This window comes from Streptomyces yerevanensis, assembly GCF_000716805.1.
In the GTDB taxonomy this organism is placed as follows: domain Bacteria; phylum Actinomycetota; class Actinomycetes; order Streptomycetales; family Streptomycetaceae; genus Streptomyces; species Streptomyces flaveus.
Window position 1 is genome coordinate 52,937 of sequence record NZ_JNWJ01000031.1, and the last position, 17,506, is coordinate 70,442.

The following is a 17,506-nucleotide window of genomic DNA, read 5'->3' on the forward strand; positions in this document are numbered from 1 at the left end:
TCTTGCCGGTTGGCGTCGTCGTGACGAGCGGTGATTACCGTTCGTGTCTCGATCGTCACAGGTGCGGCGTACGCTGCGGAAGAGGTTCGGTGTTGTCTGGCGCGCCAGGCAACGGGGAGGGGTGACGTGGGCGAAGTCGTTGACGCGGAGCGGGAGTCGGGCCGCGCTGTGCTCGGGCGGACGCTGAAGTTCCTGCGGGAGCAGGCCGGGAAGTCGCTGGGGCAACTGGCCGAGGAGACCGGGTACGACAAGAGCTACCTGAGTCGGCTGGAGTCGGGGGAGCGGCTGTCCAAGGTGACGGTCGTGGAGGACCTGGATGGGTACTACGGGTGCGGTGACCTGCTGGTTAGTCACTGGAGGGTGGCACGGATCGACGCCTTCAAGGACAAGTGCAAGGAGTACATGCGGCTGGAAGCGACAGCGCGGGTCATGCGCGTGTACACGCCGGACGTACCTGGGCTGTTGCAGACCGAAGACTTCGCCCGCGAGGTGTTGTCTGAGCCTCAGACAACACCTAAGGACACCGAGGTGGTCGAGGAGCAGGTTGCCGCCCGCCTGGGACGACAGCTCCTACTGCGCAGGAACCCGGCGCCCGACGTCCGTTTCACCATCGACGAACTCGCGTTCCGCCGTCCGTCGGCCAGCGCGGAGACCTGGGAAAGCCAACTGCTGCACATCGAGGCCGTGGCGCAGTGGCCCAACGTCGTCGTCCAGGTGTTGCCGTTCTCGGCCGGGATCCACCACCTCATGGGGAAGGGATCGCTGACCCTGTTGTGGCAGAAGAACGGAAGTGCTGTCGCATACACGGAAGGTGACAGCAGCGGTCTGCTGATGGACGATCCGGAGGACGTTCTGCGCCACCGCTTGTCCTACGATCGGCTCCGGGATCTGGCGCTGTCCCCGTCGGACTCGCTGACGTTCATCAGGGACGTACTGGAGGAGCACAGATCATGATGCATACCCCCGACTTCAAGGCCGCCACTTGGCGCAAGTCGAGCTACAGCGACGGGGGAGCCAACAACTGCCTTGAGGTCGCCGACGGCTACCCCGGCATAGTGCCCGTCCGCGACAGCAAGGCCCCGGAGGGTGGCGTGCTGGTCTTCGGAACGTCATCGTGGTCCGCGTTCGTGGGCGGCGTGAAGGAGACCGCGTGATCCCCGACCTCAGCTGCGCAGCCACGCCTTGACCATGAGCGAACCCCAACCGGTCGTCCCTCCCATGCCGGAGCGGACCCCGAAGGCGCTGCGCAGGGCCATCGCCCAGCACACGCCCAAGCTCCTCCCGGATTTCGACGCGCACTGGAAGTGGGCGATCGCCGACGCCTACGACATCGGTCCGGTGCCTGCGTTCATGGCCCTCTGGTGGGGTGAGTACGCCCTCGCCCGCGATCCCGAACTGGACGCGCATGTTCGCGATCTCGAGCACCGGGCCGCGTACGAGTGCACCGACATCGCAGAAGCCAAAGCCCTCCTCGAAGAGGCGGCGAAGATCCACTACCGGGTCCAAGAACTGGAGCCCGGCGAGTGACTGAGGGCTTATAGGGCCGCGCCGGCAGATGGGCTGGAGGGTCCAGCACGGTGTCCAGGGCTCAGACCGCGTCGTCTGCTGAGGGGTGGGGGTGGGTGGGCTGTTGCGCGAGCTTGTGACACTTACACGTGTAAGTGTCACAAGCTCGCGCAACAGCCCTGCCCCCGAGGTCGCCCTCCGGCGACGGCGTAGTCAAGGGCGAGGCGGGTGTGAACACCATCGGGTGAAGTGGATGAGAAACCGTGACGGGAAGGCGCGTGGTCCCGTCACGGTGAGTTCATGGCAGAGATCACGACCAGAGACCCCTCGGCGGCTCAGCAGCTCACCGCCGCTCGGCTCGCCGAACGGGTCGCCGCGATTCGCGAGACAGTGCGCGAGGCACTGCGCGAGCGGATGGGCTGTCCGCTGGCCGACGAGGAACTCGCTCAAGGGCCGGACGTACGGGCCAACCTGTACGCCCTGGCCGCCGAGAAGACCCGCGCCCAGGGCCTGCCGTCTCCGGCAGAGCCGGTGCGCGGACAGACCGCGCGGGGACGGTGAGCGCGGCTATGGTCGTAGACACGGCGCGTCGAAGGAGGACAACGGTCATGGCTGCCCACGCTGCGGGACCCGATCCGATCGTGCCCCCCATGCCGGAGCGGACCCCGAAGGCGCTGCGCAGGGCCATCGCCGAGGACGCCCCCCAGCTCCTCCCCGACTTCGACAGGCACTGGAGGCGGGCGATCGGTGACACGTATGACATTGGTCCCGTGTCCGCGTTCTTCGCTCGCTGGTGGTGCGAATACGCAATTGCACGTGATCCGGAGCTCGACGCTCACGTGAGGGATCTGCATCACCGTGCGGCGGAAACCGCTGACTTCGCTGAGGCTCAGGCACTCCTCGAAGAGGTGGCGAAGATTCGCTACAGCATGCGGGACTTGGAGCCTGGCGAGTGACCGACGAGTTCATGGGACCGCCCTGGCAGATGGACTGGCGGCTCGATGCCCTCGCCAGCTGTGATGCACTGCCGGAGCATGTGCGGAAGATGGTTGACGAGGTTCGCGCCGAGCTTGTCACCGCGAAGGACCCGTATTTCCGTGGGATCGACACCGATCGGGACCTCCCGGAGACCATGTACGTCGAGCCGGTACGGTCCAGCGATCCCAAGGGTCCGCGCATCGTGTACTTCGACAACCACAATGGCTGGCTGGTCTACACCTTCGTTCCACGCTCTGCGGATCCGCAGCTCATGGTGGTGGAGGTCTTCTGGCAGGTTTACGAACTTCCTACGGAACCTCCGGCGGAGGAGTAGACGCCCCCGGCAGCCGGATCGTAGCCACCGTGCCGCCGCCCTCCGCCGGCGTCAAAGTCACCTCGCCGCCCGCCTGTTGGACCGTACGCGCCACGATGGACAGGCCGAGCCCCGAGCCCGGCAGCGCGCGGGCCGACGGGGAGCGCCAGAAACGGTCGAAGACGTGGGGAAGGTCCTCGGTGGGGATGCCGGGGCCGTGGTCTCGGACCGTCAGTTCGCCGGCCTTGAGGGTTACGTCGATCGTGGCGCCGTCCGGGCTGAACTTCACCGCGTTGTCGAGGACGTTCACTATCGCTCGCTCCAACGCCGTCGGTTCGGCGCGTACGTACCAGGGCTGGAGGTCCGCCGTGATCGTCAGTTCGGGGCCGCGCAGGCGGGCGCGGCGCAGCGCCGACTCCACCGATTCCTGGAGGTCCAGTACCTGGACGCGGTCGCCCTGCTGGCCCGAGTCCGAGCGGGACAGTTCCTGCAAGTCGCCGATCAGGGACGCCAGTTCGCTCATCTGGGCCTTCACGGAGGACAGGAGCGCCTTGCGGTCCGCGGGCGGGATCGCCCGGCCCGTCTCCTCGCTGCGGCTGAGGAGTTCGATGTTCGTACGGAGTGAGGTGAGGGGCGTACGGAGTTCGTGGCCGGCGTCCGCGATCAGTTGCTGTTGCAGGTCGCGGGAGGAAGCCAGGGACGCGGTCATCGAGTTGAAGGAGCGGGACAGGCGGGCGATCTCGTCCTCGCTGTCGTCCTCCACCGGGATGCGGATCGTGAGGTCCTCGGTCCGGGCCACGTGTTCTACGGCTTCGGTGAGATTGTCGACGGGGCGGAGGCCTGCTCGGGCGACCCACAGGCCGGCGGCTCCCGCGCCCACTACTCCGATACCGGAGACGGCCAGGAGGAGAAGGGCCAGTTCGTTGAGGGTGGACTCGGTGCTCTTGAGGGGGAAGGCGATGAGGAAGGCGGCGTCGTCGGACACGGTCCGAGCGCCGGGGCCCACATCGATGACCAGCGGCATGGTCAGCACGCGCACGGGTTGGCCTTCGCTGTCCGTGCCATCGCGGAATTGCTCCCGGCCGTGTTCGGTGTCTCCGATCACCTCGGTGTCACTGCTGACGACATTCACCTTTCCCCGCGAGTTCCAGGCGACGCAGGGTGTACCGTCCGCCTTCACCAGCTGGAAGTAGTAGTCGGGTGGCTGCTGCCAACCGGCCGGTCTCGACGGCGCATCGGGACAGGTACTGAGCCCTGTTTGGATGTCGGTGAACTCCAGCGACCTGCTCGCCTTCGCCCGCAGATCGTCGTTCAGCTCGTCGTACAACTTCTCGTGCACAACAAACCAACAAGCCACCGAAACCGCCGCCACCGCGAACGCCACCGCCGCCGCCACCAGCAACGCCAAGCGCGAGCGAATCGGCAGCGACCGCAGGCGCCGTACGACCTTCGGGGCTCCCTTCACTCCGCGCCACCCGATCGCAGCACGTATCCGACACCCCGCACCGTGTGCACGAGGCGCGGCTCGCCGCCCGCCTCGGTCTTGCGGCGCAGGTACATGACGTACACGTCAAGGGAGTTGGAGGAGGGCTCGAAGTCGAAGCCCCAGACCGCCTTCAGGATCTGCTCGCGGGTGAGGACCTGGCGCGGGTGCGCCATGAACATCTCCAGGAGCGTGAACTCCGTGCGGGTGAGCTCCACCTGCCGCCCGCCCCGCGTGACCTCGCGCGTGGCGAGGTCCATGCGGAGGTCGGCAAAGGTCATGGCCTCGTCGTCCTGGGTGGCGCCCGCGATGGACGCCGCGTACGAGCTGCGGCGCAGCAGGGCGCGGATACGGGCGAAGAGTTCGTCGAGTTCGAAGGGCTTGACCAGGTAGTCGTCGGCGCCGGCATCGAGCCCGGTCACGCGGTCGCCGACCGTGTCGCGGGCGGTGAGCATGAGGATGGGCGTAGTGGTGCCGGCGCCGCGCATCCGGCGGGCGGCGGTCAGGCCGTCCATGCGGGGCATCTGGATGTCGAGGACGACCAGGTCGGGCTGGTACGCGGTCGCCTTCTCCAGGGCGTCCGCGCCGTCGACCGCGACCTCCGTGTCGTATCCCTCGAAAGCGAGGCTGCGCTGGAGTGCTTCACGCACCGCCGGCTCGTCGTCGACGATCAGGATGCGCTGGATGTCACGGTCGCCTTCGGCGGGGCTCATGGGCTTCGGGTTCCTCGGATGCGGTGGGACGACATGGGATGACATGGGACGACTGAAGGTGTTGAACGCTGTCAGCCTCGCATGGTTCCCGGTGGGCGCGTAAAGGGTGGGAGGAGCCGGGCGGGATCAGCCGCGCAGCGTCGTGAGCCGGTTCAGCGGCACCTTGCGGCGGTGCGGGCGGGCGGCAGTGACGCGCAGGCCCATCATCTGGGGGGCCACAGACACCTCCGGCGCCCGCGTCTGCGGCGCGTGCAGTGCGTACGCCACCTCAAGGGCCAGGGCGAACCCGGCCGGGTCGGTGCCGGTCGCCGTGTGCGAAACCTGCTTGATCATGACGTACTCCTACCGGTCGGAGGGGGTTCAGCTGTCGGAGCCGCCGGCCCGCAGCGTGCTCAGGTCGGACTTGACGGTGTTGATCGGGATGGCGAAGCCGAGGCCGGCGCTGCCCGCGCTCGACGAGGTGGCCGAAGCCGGCGAGTACATCGCGGAGTTGATGCCGATGATGTTGCCGTTCATGTCGATCAGGGCGCCGCCGGAGTTGCCGGGGTTGAGGGAGGCGTCCGTCTGGAGCGCCTTGTACGTCGTCGTCGACGAACCGGTGTCGCCGTTGAACTCCTGGCCGCCGAAACCGAACGGCCACTGGCCGCTGCCGCCGCCCTGGCCCTGGCCCTGGTCCTCTTCCGTGGAGACGGTGACGTCACGGTTGAGCGCGGAGACGATGCCGCTGGTCACCGTGCCGGTCAGGCCCTCGGGGGAGCCGATCGCCACGACCTCGTCGCCGACCTTGACGCCGTCGGAGTTGCCGAGCGTCGCGGTCTTCATCCCGGAGGCGTCCTGCAGCTTGATCAGCGCGAGGTCCTTCTTGCTGTCGGTGCCGACGACCTCGGCGGAGTACGACTTGCCGTCGCTCGTCCTCACCTTGATCGAGTCGGCGCCGGAGACGACGTGGTTGTTGGTGATGATCTCGCCGTCGCTGGTGATGATCACGCCGGACCCGGTGGACTCGCCCACCGACGAGGTCGCGTTGATCTCGACGATGCTCGGGCTGACCGCCTGGGCGACCCCGGCGACGGTGCCCTTCTGGGCGGTGGGCACGACGTTCGTGGTGGTGCTGGTCGCGGCGACGTCGTTGCCACCGGTCAGCTCCTGGAAGGCGTACGCGGTGCCGCCGCCCACGGCAGCGGCGGCTATCGCCACGGCGGCCAGCAGCGCCAGCGGACCCCGGGCGCGCCTGCGGCGGGAGGCGGCGGGGGAGACCGGCTCGGTGAGGAGCGCGGTCGGGGCGGCAGCGTGCTGCGACGGGTCGTGCGCCGGGCCCGGGCTGTGCGTCGGGCCGGGGGTGTACGGCGGCTCGTACGCCGGCGGAGGCGGCCACTCCGGATTCACGGGGGTGCCCGCGGAGGGTCCCGCGAACGCGGAGGACTCCTGCTGTGAGGTGGCGTGCTCCTGCTGGGAGTACGCGGACTGGTGCTGCTGCTGTTCGCCCTGGGGGTACTCGCCGTTGCGGCGGAAGCTCTCGGTCATGACTCAGAGCTTGGCGCGCAAGCATGAGAGGTCCCTGAGGGCTACCTGAGAAGTCCGCCAGAACCGCGTTTGTCCGATATAAAGCCGCCCGGCCGGTGAAACAGGGGTTCTGGCGGACGTCGTACGCCGGTCCTGGCGGCCTCAGTCACAACCGCAGGACCGTCGTACCACCAGCCGCGACGGAAACAGCTTCAACCGCTCCCGCCGGGAGCCGATCCGCTGGCCGTCATCGAGGACCAGGTCGACCGCCGCGCGGGCCATGGCCGAGCGGTCCGAGGCGACCGTCGTCATCGGTGGGTCGGTGAGCGCGGCTTCCTTGATGTCGTCGAAGCCGGCGACGGCCAGATCGCCCGGCACGTCGATACGCAACTCGCGCGCCGCCCGCATGATGCCGACCGCCTGGTCGTCGGTGGAGCAGAAGATCGCGGGCGGGCGGTTCGGCCCGGCCAGCAGCTTCAGGCCGACCTGGTAGGCGTCGTAGCGGTTGTAGAGCGCCTCGAAGAGGCGACCCTCCGTGGACTTCCCGGCCTCGTGCATCGCGCGCCGCCAGCCCTCGACGTGGTCGGAGACCGGGTCACCGACGGTGGGGGTCTCCGCGACGCCGCCCAGACAGGCCACGTACTCGTAACCGTGCTCCAGGAGATGGCTGGTGGCGAGCTGGGCACCGCCTATGTCGTCCGTCACGACCCCGGCCTCGTCGATCGCCTCGGGGCGCTCGTGCAGCAGCACCACCCGGGCGTCCCAGGCCTCGATCTCGGCGGCGGCCAGATCGTTCAGGGCGTGGCTGACGAGGATCAGCCCGGAGACCCGCATCCCGAGGAAGGCCCGCAGATAGTGGACCTCGCGCTCGCCGACATAGTCGGAGTTGCCGACGAGCACCATTTTTCCGCGCTCGGAGGCGGCCTGTTCGACCGCGTGCGCCATCTCGCCGAAGAACGGCTGGCGCGCGTCCGGCACGATCAGGCCTATGAGGTCCGTCCGCCGCGAGGCCATGGCCTGGGCGACCCGGTCGGGCCGGTACCCCAGCTCCTTGATCGCGGCGAGTACACGCTCGCGCGTGGCCGGGGCGACCGGCCGGGGTCCGTTGTTGATGACGTAGCTGACGACGGCGGTGGAAGTACCCGCCAGTCGCGCCACATCATCCCGAGTCACCTTTGCCACGCGCGGAGTCTACGCGGATGGACCTACCTCTGGGCAGGGCGTACGGCGGCTTCCTCGTCCTCCGCCGTGAGCTCGGCGTCCGAGGTGGCGTCCAGATGCGCCGTCTCGTCCGTATCCTCCGGCTTTGGCTGGGTTGCCGGGGCCTTCGGCTCGGTCGCGGTGCGGTCCAGCTTCTCCGGCGTAACGAATCGATAACCGACGTTCCGGACGGTTCCGATCAGCGACTCGTGCTCCGGACCGAGCTTCGCGCGCAGCCGCCGTACGTGGACGTCGACCGTGCGCGTACCGCCGAAGTAGTCGTAGCCCCAGACCTCCTGGAGGAGCTGGGCGCGGGTGAAAACGCGACCAGGGTGCTGGGCCAGATACTTCAGCAGCTCGAACTCCTTGAAGGTCAGGTCCAGGACCCGGCCCTTGAGCTTGGCGCTGTACGTCGCCTCGTCCACCGACAGATCGCCGTTGCGGATCTCCATCGGGGAGTCGTCGTTGACGATCTGCTGGCGGCCCATGGCCAGCCGCAGCCGCGCCTCGACCTCCGCCGGACCGGCGGTGTCGAGCAGCACGTCGTCGATGCCCCAGTCGGCGGTGACGGCCGCGAGGCCGCCCTCCGTCACGACGAGGATCAGCGGACAGCCGGGACCGGTCGACCGCAGCAACTGGCACAGGCTGCGCACCTGCGGCAGATCACGGCGGCCGTCGATCAGGATGATGTCGGCACCAGGGGTGTCGACGAGAGCGGGGCCTTCCGCCGGAGCCACTCGCACGTTGTGCAGAAGCAGGCCGAGAGCGGGAAGCACCTCCGTCGACGGCTGAAGGGCATTGGTCAGGAGCAGCAGAGAGCTCATCGTGTCCCACCTACCCGGTTCGTCTTGCGGTCGTGCTTGATTCGCTCGCCCATACGTCTGGTTCCTCCTCGGTCCCTGCGAGGACGTTTGCGGCACTGCTTCCGTACTGTTGCGGCTCCCGCGCCCCTGGGCGCCGCGGCTGCGTTTTCCCGCCGTATACAGCGTTCGTATACAGCGCTCCAGAAAGCGCAAAAGGACTCGGGGGCTACGCTGCCCGAGTCCTCATACCCAGCAGAATAGCCCACATGAACCAAGGTCCGGCAGGTCATGTGACGCGATCTTTTAATCGTCCACTACTTGAGACAGCCCGGCGAGCCGAGCGGCGAAGGTTTCTGCGCACGGTCGACGGGGTCACGATCGACGCCTCTTACGAGCCCGGAAAGCGCACGTCGGCCTCCTTTTCCGACGAGCTCGCGATCGTCGTCGCGCACGGTTTCACCGGGGATCTCGACCGGCCGCACGTACGCCGGGTGGCAGGCGTCCTCGCGCAGCACGCGGCCGTCGTCACATTCTCCTTCCGGGGGCACGGAGCCTCCGGCGGGCGTTCCACGGTGGGCGACCGCGAGGTGCTCGACCTGGCGGCGGCGGTCGCCTGGGCACGAGAGCTGGGCCACACCCGCGTCGTCACGGTCGGCTTCTCGATGGGCGGATCCGTGGTGCTGCGGCACGCGGCGATGCACCGCCGGGGGCCGGGGCAGGAGCAGCAGGGGCAGGTGGGGCGCACGGGAGCGTATACGGACGCGGTGGTGTCGGTGAGCGCCCCGGCGCGCTGGTACTACCGGGGTACGGCACCCATGCGGCGACTGCACTGGGTGGTGACCCGCCCGCTGGGCCGCACGATCAGCCGCTACGGCCTGCGCACCCGGATCCACCACCGCGACTGGGACCCGGTCCCGCTCTCCCCGGTCGAGTCGGTCCCGCTGATCGCCCCCACACCCCTGCTGATCGTCCACGGCGAACTGGACGGCTACTTCCCGCTGGACCACCCCCGGATGCTGGCCGCCGCGGGCGAGGGCCACGCCGAGCTGTGGCTGGAGGCGGGCATGGGGCACGCGGAGCACGCGGCCGACGATGCGCTGCTGGGGCGGATCGGTGCGTGGGCGGCATCCGCGTCGGACTAGCCTGTCCGTGTCGACCGTCACCATGGACCGACACCCGCTGACTCACCGATCGAGGAACGTGATGGCACAGGGCACGGTGCGTTACTGGGCCGCCGCCAAGGCCGCCGCCGGCGTCGCCGAGGAGCCGTACGAGGCGGAGACCCTCGCCGAGGCGCTCGACGCGGCACGCGAGCGACACCCCGGCGAACTCGTCCGCGTCCTGCGGCGATGCTCGTTCCTCATCGACGGTGACCCCGTGGGCACCCGCGGACATGAGACGGTACGGCTGGCCGAGGGCGGCACGGTCGAGGTGCTCCCGCCGTTCGCAGGAGGGTGACGGGCATCATGAGCAACCAGCAGTGGGGGTCCCCCCGCTCGAGCGAGGCCGAGAGTGGGGGAGGGCCGCACGAAGGGCACGGCTCACCTCAGCAGCAGCCCCGCTGGCCCGGGCAGCAGCAGTCCGACGAGGACGCGCAGCACCAGACCCAGCAGTGGGAGGGGCAGACCTGGGAGACGCAGACGCATGTGCGTCCTGCGGCGGCTGCTCCTCCGGCCGGGGCTCCGGCTGCGGGTCCGACGCCGGCTCCGGCTCCGAGTCAGGCTCCGGCAGAGCCGGTGTACGGGACGGGGCATGGGTACGGGGTCCAGGCGTCGGGGTACGGGGCTCAGGGACCGGCGTCCGGGTACGGGGCTCCGGCTCCGGCGTCGGACCAGCCGTCCCAGGGGTACGGGGCTCAGGGGTATGCGGCTCAGGTTCCGGCGCCTGACCAGCGGTCTCAGGGGTACGGAGCCCAGCCTCCGGCTCCGGCTTGGAACCACGCGAACCAGGGCCAGAGTCAGGGCCAGGGGTACGGGCACGGGCACGGGCCTGTGCAGGGGCCCGCGTACGGGGACTTCGCGCCCACATCCGCACCTGCACCCATGCCCCCAACTGCACCCCCGTCGGCGACAGCTGGCGATCAGGCTGCCCCGGCCCCCGACCCCGCCCCCGCGTACGGACCGCCCACCGTCACCGGCAACCCCCGGGTCACCGACGCCCAGCGCGCCCGCGCCGAAGGGCGTTCGCCGATCATCGAACCGGGCGGGCAGCCGGCCGTACTGACGGCGGTGCTCGGGGCGCTGCTCGCGGGAACGGCGGCGATCGGCGAGTACGCACTCCTCGTCCCGCTCGTGATCCTGCAGGCGGTGACCGCGGCGGGCTGGTTCCGGCTGAACGGCATGTGGCCCGCCCGGCAGGGCATCGCGGTGGCCTTCGCGGGCGCGCTCACGGCGGACGCCGTACTGCTCACGGCCGGCCGCGAGAACGCCCCCGCCGCCATCCTCGGCACCCTCGGCGTCTGGGTCCTGCTCGCCCTGGTCCTCCAACTCCGCAGCCACGCCGAACCCGACGAGCGCATGTACGGCCTGATGGCCACGGTCGCCTCCGCGGCGCTGGCCATCGTCGCGACGGGGCATCTCGCGGCGGCTGCGGACGCGGTGACCGTGGGCGGGGCGGCGGTGGCGGCGGCGATCCTGGCCCGCGCGCTTCCCCTCCCGACACCGGCGTCACTGCTGGCCGCCCTGCTGGCGGCGGCGGGCATGGGCCTGGGACTGGGCGCCCTGACGGACCTGGGCACGGGCGGCGCCCTCCTCGGTGCCGCGGCCGGCGCCTCGGCCCTGATCGGCCACAGAGTCGCCAGCTACGACTACCCGTCCCGCTTCGTCCACTTCACGGCGGGAGTCGCCCTTCCGCTCGCGGCAGCGGCTCCGGCGGTCTATCTGCTGGGCAGGGCGCTGGGCTGAGGCGGAGCGCCGGGCCGAGGCGGGGCGAAAACCTCCAGGTCCCCCAACTCCCCACCTGTCACAGGTGATCGACAACTCACCTCGTCCGCGACGACCGGCCCCCCACCCGAGTTACCCTCGCTCGACGGCCACCGGAGGCCGTCGATGCCGAGGTGGGGGAACACCAAGACATGCGCGCACTGCGAATACTTCTGATCGTCACCGTCATCCTGGGCGGACTCTTCGTCATCGCCGACCGCGTGGCCGTCGGCTTCGCCGAGGACGAGGCGGCGGACAAGCTGCGGACCAGCGAAGGCCTGGCCGGCACACCCAGCGTGTCGATCAAGGGCTTCCCCTTCCTCACCCAGGTCGTCGGCGGCGAACTCGACGAGGTCGAGGTCGGCATCCAGAACCTCGAGGCGGACACCGGCGGCACCGCGCAGAACACCGGCCCCGACAAGATCCGTATCGACGACCTCACCGCCCAGATGCGCGGTGTCGCCTTCTCAAGCAACTACAGCTCCGCCACCGCGGCCTCGGCCACCGGCACGGCCACGATCTCGTACGACGAACTCCTCAAGGCCGCCAAGTCCGAACCCGTACAGCTCACGAACGGAGTCACCGCCGAGGTCGTCGGCCTCTCCGACGGCGGCAACGGCAAGATCAAGGTCGAGGTCGAGGCCACCGTGCTCGGCGCCAAGCTCCCCCAGCCGGTCTCCGTACTGAGCACGATCGGCGTCAAGGGCGACACCGTCACGGCACGCGCCGACGCGCTCCCCAACCTCGGCGTCCAGCTCGCCGAGGACAAGGCCCGCACGGTCACCGACTTCCAGCAGCGCATCGACGGCCTCCCCGGCGGCATCAAGCTCGACAAGGTCGAGGCGGCCCCGAACGGCGTCGACATCACGGTGCGGGGTTCGGACGTCTCGCTCGTCGGGTAGTACGGCAGGGGAGTACGACGGGCCGTACGAGGGCAACCCGTACGGACGGACCTGTTGTCCGAAAGGCGAGACGCCCCCGTCCGCGAAACAGATGTGCTGAAGGTGACGAGCCCGCAACGGCCGCACGAACACGACTCCTGCCGCTCCGTCATCCCGTATCGCGGACAATCGCGTCTCACCATCCGACACGCCGGTGACATGCCACCCCCACCCTCCCTACGATCGACCCCATGAAGCGACAGCAGGCGGATCTGACGAAGCGGCGGGCAGTAGACCTGTGCCGTGTCGCCGCCATGCTCTGTCGCACCTTCTGAGCGGAAGCGCCGACTTCCGCGATCCCCGGGCTCTTTGACGCTCTCACCACGTCAGGGCCACCCCCGTGCGCCACGTACGCCTCCGCTGTCATGCGCGTACCGCACCCCCTCATCGACGCACCGCCCCGCCGCAACTGCCCCGGAGGAGAAAGAGCATGAGCCGCAGCGACGTCCTGGTAGACGCAGACTGGGTCCAGGACCACCTGGACGACCCGAAGGTCGCCATCGTCGAGGTCGACGAGGACACCTCCGCGTACGAGAAGAACCACATCAAGAACGCGATCCGGATCGACTGGACCAAGGACCTCCAGGACCCGGTGCGCCGTGACTTCGTCGACCAGGAGGGCTTCGAGAAGCTCCTGTCGGAGAAGGGCATCGCGAACGACACGCTGGTCGTCCTCTACGGCGGCAACAACAACTGGTTCGCCTCGTACGCCTACTGGTACTTCAAGCTGTACGGCCACGAGAACGTCAAGCTCCTCGACGGCGGCCGCAAGAAGTGGGAGCTGGACTCCCGCGACCTCGTCGACGGTGCCCAGGTGCCGAACCGCCCGAAGACCGAGTACAAGGCCAAGCCGCAGGACACCTCGATCCGCGCGTTCCGTGACGACGTCGTCGCCGCGATCGGCGCGCAGAACCTGGTCGACGTCCGCTCGCCCGACGAGTTCAGCGGCAAGCTGCTCGCCCCGGCCCACCTGCCGCAGGAGCAGTCGCAGCGCCCCGGCCACGTGCCGAGCGCCCGCAACATCCCGTGGTCCAAGAACGCCAACGACGACGGCACCTTCAAGTCGGACGACGAGCTCAAGGAGCTCTACGCCGAGGAGCAGGTCGACCTCGCCAAGGACACCATCGCGTACTGCCGCATCGGTGAGCGCTCGGCCCTGACCTGGTTCGTCCTGCACGAGCTGCTCGGCGTCGAGAACGTCAAGAACTACGACGGTTCCTGGACCGAGTACGGCTCCCTCGTCGGCGTGCCGATCGAGCTCGGCGCCAACAAGTAAGCCCCCGACCTTTCAACTACCTCTTCAGGAGCAGCACATGTGTGGAGCGAAGGCCGGCGGCCCGGACGCCTCGACGATCAAGCCCGGTGAGACCACCATCCAGGGCCAGGTGACCAAGGACGGCGAGCCCGTGGTCGGCTACGTCCGCCTGCTGGACTCGACCGGCGAGTTCACCGCCGAGGTCCCGACCTCGGCGACCGGACAGTTCCGCTTCTACGCGGCCGAGGGCACGTGGACCGTACGCGCCCTCGTCCCGGGCGGCACGGCGGACCGCACGGTCGTGGCCCAGACGGGCGGTCTTGCCGAGGTCGCGATCGCCGTCTGATCGCCGTTTGAACGGTCTGACGGCACACACCGTATGAACGGCTGAAGGGCCGCACCCCTGGGGGTTGGACGCCACCACTTTTGATCGGGGTGCGGCCCTTCGGCTTGCCCGCATCTCCGGACCTACGCTGGATGTATGTACGCACGACGGCGTCACGCCTACTTCGCGATGATGGGCACGTGCATCGGCCTCTTCGTCCTCGCCTGGGGAGTCGTGCGGCTCTGGTCGATGCCCGTGGCCATCGGCATGTGCGTCGTGGCGATGGTGATTCCGCCGCTCGCGGCCATGGTGGCCAACCGGCGCGGCCCGGACGACCGCTGGTGGGACGACCCCTCCGGGGACCCGAAGTCCGACGAGTGGTGGGACGAGCTGGACGGCAAGAAGCGACGGCCTGGACGGTAAGCAGCGCCGCCGCTAGAACAGGCCCATGACTCGTACGAAGGTGTCCACCGTGGTGCTCGATGCGCACGACGCGCATCAACTGGCCGATTTTTACGTGCGGTTGCTCGGGTACGAGGTATGCGCGGACGAGCCTCACTGGGTACTCATCGGGCCCACGGACGGGGATGGTGTCTCGCTCGCCTTCGAGACCGAGCCCGAGTACGTCCAGCCCGTCCGGCCCACCCGCAAACCCGGCGACCAGCAGATGATGCTGCACCTCGACATCGAGGTCGACGACCTGGAAGGCGAGACGGCGCGGGCCGTCGCCGAGGGCGCCACGCTCGCCGACTATCAGCCACAGGACGACGTACGGGTGCTGCTGGACCCGTCGGGGCACCCCTTCTGCCTCTGGGTGGAGACGCCGGAGTAGGGCGTCTCAGTACACGAGCGCCTGGGTGTCGTCCGCCAGCGCCTCCTGTACGAAGACCTGCGCCCCCGCGATCCGTACGCCCTCGATCACGTCCTTCTCCGTGATGTCGCGCCGGGCCGCGCACTGGGTGCACAGCGTGAGACGGCCGCCGGCCAGCACCGACTCGAGCAGATCGGGGAGCGGAGCCGCGTGCGGCAGCTCGAACTCGGCGGCCTTGCCCGGCAGCGCGAACCACGCCGACTCGCCGGTCAGCCAGAGGGAGACGTCCACCCCACTGGCCACGGCGACCGCCGCCACCGTGAACGCCTGCGAGCACCGCTCGGGAGCATCGGCCCCGGCCGTCACCTTGATCACGAGCTTCTTCGCCATGGGACGAAGCCTAGTCGCGCCACCTCCCACCGAGCCCCGGACCGTGGCCGCGTAAGCTGGAGCCCGGCTCTGTGTACGGCCCCACCGCCCAACCTCGCTCATCCAAGGAGCACCCCGTGCTTACGATCTTCTTCGAAGCTCTGCTCGTGCTGGTCTGCGTCGGCGTTCTCGCCTTCGCCGGGCTGACCGTGAAGAAGCTGTACCAGGGCCAGCGCTGAGCGCTGTCACGGACGCCCCCCATCACCCACGTACGAGACTTCTGAGCTGATCATGATCGAGATCCCGTCCGACCTCCACAAGGACCTGGTCCCCCTGGCCTTCCTGCTCGGCAGCTGGACCGGCGCGGGTGTCCATGACTTCCCCGGTGCCGAGAAGTGCAACTTCGGCCAGGAAGTCAGCTTCAGCCACGACGGGCGGGACTTCCTCGAGTACCACTCGCGCACCTGGGTCCTGGACTCCGAGGGCAACAAGGTGAAGCCGCTGGAGACCGAGACCGGCTACTGGCGCATCGACTCCGACCGCAAGGTCGAGGTCGTGATGGTCCGCGACGACGGCGTCGTCGAGGTCTGGTACGGCGAGCTGGCCGACAAGAAGCCCCAGATCGACCTGGCGACGGACGCGGTCGCGCGCACGGCGGCCTCGGGCCCGTACAGCGGCGGCAAGCGCCTTTACGGCTACGTCAAGAGCGACCTCATGTGGGTCGGCGAGAAGCAGACCCCCGAGGTGCCGCTCCGCCCCTACATGTCCGCCCAGCTCAAGAAGGTCGTGTCCCCTGAGGACGTCGAACGCTGGGCCAGAGCCCTCCCGGACGACATGCCGGACGACGGGATCGCCTTCTTCAAGTAGCTCTAGACTTTCAGGTGTGGTGAGCACTCGAAGCAGCACCGGAAGCAGCGCCGAAGGCACTGACTGGAAGAGTGATCTGCGGCAGCGCGGGTATCGGCTGACGCCGCAGCGGCAGCTTGTGCTCGAGGCTGTGGACACGCTTGAGCATGCGACGCCCGACGACATCCTCGTGGAAGTGAGGAAGACGGCGTCGGGGGTCAACATCTCCACCGTGTACCGGACGCTGGAGCTCCTGGAGGAGCTCGGGCTGGTCTCGCACGCCCACCTCGGGCATGGCGCGCCCACGTACCATCTCGCGGACCGTCATCACCATCTCCACCTGGTGTGCCGGGACTGCCGGAACGTGATCGAGGCGGATGTGTCGGTCGCCGCCGATTTCACGGCGAAGCTGCGGGAGAGCTTCGGGTTCGACACCGATATGAAGCACTTCGCGATCTTCGGCCGGTGCAAGGACTGCGCGGGCAAGAGCGCGAGCAGGAAATAAAAGGCGCAACTACTCGGTCGTAGGGTGTATGCCCATGAAGAGCCCTCTGTTGTCCCTGCCCGGTGCCGTGCCCGCCGAGGGTGTGGACGAAGGCGTCGCCGCGCACTACGGCGACCTGTTCCGCGAACAGCGTGCCCTCGCCGACGGCACGGGTTTCGTCGACCTCTCGCACCGCGGCGTCGTCGCCGTCTCCGGCGAGGACCGGCTCAGCTGGCTGCACCTCCTGCTCACCCAGCACGTCTCCGACCTCCCGCCCGGCCACGCCACCGAGGCGCTGGTCCTCTCCGCGCACGGCCATATCGAGCACGCGCTGTATCTCGTCGACGACGGGACGACCACGTGGGCTCACGTGGAGCCGGATACGCAGGAGGCGCTGATCGCGTACCTGGAGTCGATGAAGTTCTTCTACCGGGTCGAAGTCGCGGACCGGACAAGCGAGTTCGCGGTCGTGCATCTGCCGGCCGGTTCCATCGCCGAGGTGCCCGAGGGCGTTGTCGTACGCGAGATGTCGTACGGGCGTGATCTGTTCCTGCCGCGCGGCGACCTGGAGTCGTACGCGGCCAGGAGCGGGCCGGTCGCCGGGATCCTGGCGTACGAGGCCCTGCGCGTCGAGAACCACCGGCCGCGGCTCGGCTTCGAGACCGACCACCGGACGATTCCGCACGAGCTGGGCTGGATCGGCACGGCGGTGCATCTGCAGAAGGGCTGCTACCGGGGCCAGGAGACCGTCGCCCGCGTCCAGAACCTGGGCAAGCCGCCGCGGCGGCTCGTCTTCCTGCACCTGGACGGCAGCGAGGTGCACCTGCCGCCGCACGGTGCCGAGCTCCGGCTCGCGGCGGAGGGCCCGGAGGGGCGCAAGATCGGTTTCATCACGACGGCCGTACGGCATCACGAGCTCGGCCCGATCGCCCTGGCACTGGTGAAGCGGAACGTGCCCCTTGACGCACCGCTGATGGCCGACGCGACGGCTGCGTCGCAGGAGGCCGTGGTCGAGGTGTAGGGCGCGGTCTGTCGAAAGGGCGCGCGGGCTACAT

The 17,506-nt window shown here is 69.0% G+C and carries 25 protein-coding genes; 18 read left to right on the forward strand and 7 right to left on the reverse strand.

Annotated features, from left to right (window positions below; all coding sequences use genetic code 11):
• Positions 1-126 precede the first annotated feature (126 nt).
• The 6 genes from OP79_RS29155 to OP79_RS29180 all read left to right on the forward strand — a co-directional run bounded on the left by OP79_RS29155 (position 127) and on the right by OP79_RS29180 (position 2,818).
• Complete coding sequence (locus tag OP79_RS29155; RefSeq protein ID WP_033324367.1) at positions 127-954, forward strand: helix-turn-helix domain-containing protein; 828 nt, start codon at positions 127-129, stop codon at positions 952-954.
• Positions 951-1,154, forward strand: a complete 204-nt coding sequence (locus tag OP79_RS29160; protein WP_033324368.1) for a DUF397 domain-containing protein — start codon at positions 951-953, stop codon at positions 1,152-1,154. The genes OP79_RS29155 and OP79_RS29160 overlap by 4 nt, the downstream gene beginning before the upstream one ends.
• Before the next feature lie 34 nt (positions 1,155-1,188).
• Positions 1,189-1,527 carry a DUF6247 family protein gene (locus tag OP79_RS29165; RefSeq protein WP_033324369.1) on the forward strand — a complete coding sequence of 113 codons (339 nt, stop codon included), beginning with the start codon at positions 1,189-1,191 and terminating at the stop codon, positions 1,525-1,527.
• Between the two features lie 279 nt (positions 1,528-1,806).
• Complete coding sequence (locus tag OP79_RS29170) at positions 1,807-2,067, forward strand: hypothetical protein (RefSeq protein ID WP_051745000.1); 261 nt, start codon at positions 1,807-1,809, stop codon at positions 2,065-2,067.
• Between the two features lie 89 nt (positions 2,068-2,156).
• Positions 2,157-2,462, forward strand: coding sequence for a DUF6247 family protein (locus OP79_RS29175; protein WP_245685488.1), 306 nt, complete (start codon positions 2,157-2,159; stop codon positions 2,460-2,462).
• The gene (locus OP79_RS29180; RefSeq protein ID WP_033324373.1) at positions 2,459-2,818 is read left to right on the forward strand and encodes a hypothetical protein; all 360 of its coding nucleotides are present in this window, start codon (positions 2,459-2,461) and stop codon (positions 2,816-2,818) included. Before OP79_RS29175 ends, OP79_RS29180 begins: the two co-directional genes overlap by 4 nt.
• On the opposite strand, the gene OP79_RS29185 is transcribed toward OP79_RS29180, so the two are convergent.
• From OP79_RS29185 to OP79_RS29210, 6 genes are all read right to left on the reverse strand, one after another.
• A complete protein-coding gene (locus tag OP79_RS29185) occupies positions 2,793-4,262 on the reverse strand; it encodes a sensor histidine kinase (RefSeq protein WP_033324375.1) in 1,470 nt (489 codons plus the stop codon). The genes OP79_RS29180 and OP79_RS29185 overlap by 26 nt on opposite strands.
• Positions 4,259-4,993: a response regulator transcription factor gene (locus OP79_RS29190; RefSeq protein WP_033324377.1), complete on the reverse strand. Its 735-nt coding sequence runs from the start codon at positions 4,991-4,993 to the stop codon at positions 4,259-4,261. The genes OP79_RS29185 and OP79_RS29190 overlap by 4 nt, the downstream gene beginning before the upstream one ends.
• 126 nt (positions 4,994-5,119) lie before the next feature.
• A complete protein-coding gene (locus OP79_RS29195; RefSeq protein WP_033324378.1) occupies positions 5,120-5,326 on the reverse strand; it encodes a hypothetical protein in 207 nt (68 codons plus the stop codon).
• A 27-nt stretch (positions 5,327-5,353) separates the two neighbouring features.
• Complete coding sequence (locus OP79_RS29200) at positions 5,354-6,517, reverse strand: S1C family serine protease (protein WP_033324380.1); 1,164 nt, start codon at positions 6,515-6,517, stop codon at positions 5,354-5,356.
• A 141-nt stretch (positions 6,518-6,658) separates the two neighbouring features.
• Positions 6,659-7,678: a LacI family DNA-binding transcriptional regulator gene (locus OP79_RS29205; protein WP_078492074.1), complete on the reverse strand. Its 1,020-nt coding sequence runs from the start codon at positions 7,676-7,678 to the stop codon at positions 6,659-6,661.
• 23 nt (positions 7,679-7,701) lie between these two features.
• Positions 7,702-8,520 (reverse strand): winged helix-turn-helix transcriptional regulator, encoded by an 819-nt coding sequence (locus OP79_RS29210; protein WP_033324384.1) that lies wholly within the window; start codon positions 8,518-8,520, stop codon positions 7,702-7,704.
• Positions 8,521-8,765: 245 nt separating this feature from the next.
• On the opposite strand from OP79_RS29210, the gene OP79_RS29215 reads away from it, so the two are divergent.
• The 9 genes from OP79_RS29215 to OP79_RS29250 all read left to right on the forward strand — a co-directional run bounded on the left by OP79_RS29215 (position 8,766) and on the right by OP79_RS29250 (position 14,773).
• Positions 8,766-9,641: an alpha/beta hydrolase gene (locus tag OP79_RS29215; protein ID WP_033324386.1), complete on the forward strand. Its 876-nt coding sequence runs from the start codon at positions 8,766-8,768 to the stop codon at positions 9,639-9,641.
• Positions 9,642-9,702: 61 nt separating this feature from the next.
• On the forward strand, positions 9,703-9,957 hold the full coding sequence (locus tag OP79_RS29220; protein ID WP_033324387.1) for a MoaD/ThiS family protein: 255 nt from the start codon (positions 9,703-9,705) through the stop codon (positions 9,955-9,957).
• A 188-nt stretch (positions 9,958-10,145) separates the two neighbouring features.
• Entirely contained in the window at positions 10,146-11,402 is a 1,257-nt protein-coding gene (locus tag OP79_RS50600; RefSeq protein ID WP_425428623.1) for a hypothetical protein, read from the forward strand.
• Between the two features lie 170 nt (positions 11,403-11,572).
• Positions 11,573-12,322, forward strand: a complete 750-nt coding sequence (locus tag OP79_RS29230; protein ID WP_033324389.1) for an LmeA family phospholipid-binding protein — start codon at positions 11,573-11,575, stop codon at positions 12,320-12,322.
• A 230-nt stretch (positions 12,323-12,552) separates the two neighbouring features.
• Positions 12,553-12,636 (forward strand): putative leader peptide, encoded by an 84-nt coding sequence (locus tag OP79_RS58620; RefSeq protein ID WP_352376456.1) that lies wholly within the window; start codon positions 12,553-12,555, stop codon positions 12,634-12,636.
• 155 nt (positions 12,637-12,791) lie between these two features.
• Positions 12,792-13,637 (forward strand): sulfurtransferase, encoded by an 846-nt coding sequence (locus OP79_RS29235; RefSeq protein ID WP_033324390.1) that lies wholly within the window; start codon positions 12,792-12,794, stop codon positions 13,635-13,637.
• A 37-nt stretch (positions 13,638-13,674) separates the two neighbouring features.
• Positions 13,675-13,962, forward strand: a complete 288-nt coding sequence (locus tag OP79_RS29240) for a DUF1416 domain-containing protein (protein ID WP_033324392.1) — start codon at positions 13,675-13,677, stop codon at positions 13,960-13,962.
• 135 nt (positions 13,963-14,097) lie between these two features.
• Positions 14,098-14,364, forward strand: a complete 267-nt coding sequence (locus tag OP79_RS29245) for a DUF3099 domain-containing protein (RefSeq protein ID WP_033324394.1) — start codon at positions 14,098-14,100, stop codon at positions 14,362-14,364.
• A gap of 25 nt (positions 14,365-14,389) precedes the next feature.
• Positions 14,390-14,773 (forward strand): VOC family protein, encoded by a 384-nt coding sequence (locus OP79_RS29250; protein ID WP_033324396.1) that lies wholly within the window; start codon positions 14,390-14,392, stop codon positions 14,771-14,773.
• A gap of 6 nt (positions 14,774-14,779) precedes the next feature.
• Here the strand turns inward: OP79_RS29250 and OP79_RS29255 are convergent, their stop codons facing one another.
• On the reverse strand, positions 14,780-15,142 hold the full coding sequence (locus OP79_RS29255) for a DsrE family protein (protein WP_033324398.1): 363 nt from the start codon (positions 15,140-15,142) through the stop codon (positions 14,780-14,782).
• Positions 15,143-15,412: 270 nt separating this feature from the next.
• Here OP79_RS29255 and OP79_RS29265 point away from each other — a divergent pair, with 270 nt between their 5' ends.
• From OP79_RS29265 to ygfZ, 3 genes are read left to right on the forward strand one after another with little or no spacing between them, the layout of a single operon-like run.
• Complete coding sequence (locus OP79_RS29265) at positions 15,413-15,988, forward strand: heme-binding beta-barrel domain-containing protein (RefSeq protein ID WP_033324402.1); 576 nt, start codon at positions 15,413-15,415, stop codon at positions 15,986-15,988.
• Positions 15,989-16,004: 16 nt separating this feature from the next.
• Positions 16,005-16,472: a Fur family transcriptional regulator gene (locus tag OP79_RS29270; protein ID WP_245685489.1), complete on the forward strand. Its 468-nt coding sequence runs from the start codon at positions 16,005-16,007 to the stop codon at positions 16,470-16,472.
• A 34-nt stretch (positions 16,473-16,506) separates the two neighbouring features.
• Complete coding sequence (gene ygfZ, locus OP79_RS29275; RefSeq protein ID WP_033324448.1) at positions 16,507-17,472, forward strand: CAF17-like 4Fe-4S cluster assembly/insertion protein YgfZ; 966 nt, start codon at positions 16,507-16,509, stop codon at positions 17,470-17,472.
• Positions 17,473-17,506 lie beyond the last annotated feature (34 nt).